Origin of the sequence: Pseudoalteromonas aliena (assembly GCF_038155085.1) — a bacterium.
Taxonomy (GTDB): domain Bacteria; phylum Pseudomonadota; class Gammaproteobacteria; order Enterobacterales; family Alteromonadaceae; genus Pseudoalteromonas; species Pseudoalteromonas aliena_A.
Genome location: NZ_JBAKAU010000284.1, coordinates 1 through 210, shown reverse-complemented (window position 1 = coordinate 210; position 210 = coordinate 1). Strand labels below are relative to the sequence as shown.

Annotated in this window: 1 pseudogene; it reads left to right on the top strand. The window is 36.7% G+C overall.

Going from position 1 to position 210, the window contains the following annotated elements:
* Positions 1 to 8: 8 nt before the first annotated feature.
* Positions 9 to 146, top strand: a pseudogene (locus V6260_RS19415) (RDD family protein); the annotation flags it as partial.
* Positions 147 to 210 lie beyond the last annotated feature (64 nt).

Genomic DNA, 210 nt, shown 5'->3' with positions numbered 1-210 from the left:
GTGCATAGCTTGGTTTAGGTAATTTGCTGGTATTAGTTGATATTAAAAACAATAAAGCACAGCAAGACTATCTCTCTAAAACAGAGGTAATACCGCTTACCAAAGAAGAAAATAAACGCATTTACCGCGAGCGTGATAAGTACTAATTAAAGTGGCTAAAAGCAAACAGGGTACCCAATAGAAGTGGTCACCCTTTTTTAATGCTTAGCA